This is a genomic window from Acinetobacter sp. NIOH-H-8, from assembly GCF_046635365.1.
Lineage (GTDB): Bacteria > Pseudomonadota > Gammaproteobacteria > Pseudomonadales > Moraxellaceae > Acinetobacter.
This window is the reverse complement of record NZ_JBHDVN010000286.1, coordinates 1-408: the sequence shown is the minus strand read 5'-3', so window position 1 is coordinate 408 and position 408 is coordinate 1. Positions and strand designations below refer to the sequence as shown.

The window sequence follows — 408 nt, the reverse complement described above, 5'->3', positions numbered from 1 at the left end:
CCCCGTAACGACTGCGCTCAGTACCCCTGAATCCATAACGGCATTGTCATTTTTCCTGAGCTGTTCCGCTCGTCGCTCCGCGCGACTACGTTCTGTATCCTCCTGCTCCTTCCGGCGCAATTCCTCTTCACGTTTAAGCAACTGGACTCTGAGAGCTGCAAGGCCGGATGCCCCCCACTGCTGCCACTGTTTTTCAAATGCCGTCTGACTCGCGGGAATGTCCTGTTTCTCCACCTTCCGGTAATGCTGTCGCAATTTTTCCATTTGCTGGCTCAGCGACTGGATTTTTCCCTGTTCGCTACGGTATTCCGGTGCCGCCCATTGCATCAGGGGAATACGGGAAAAACCGGACGAAAACGGCGATGATTTTTTCAGGCTGGCAGCATGGCTCATCGCTTCCTTTCGTTC

The 408-nt window shown here is 54.2% G+C and carries 1 protein-coding gene; it reads right to left on the bottom strand.

Translation table 11 applies throughout. The features are described 5' to 3' along the window. The coding region (locus ACEWB7_RS18265) for a hypothetical protein (protein ID WP_411581127.1) at nucleotides 1-393 on the bottom strand (393 nt) is incomplete at its 3' end. Nucleotides 394-408: the final 15 nt, after the last annotated feature.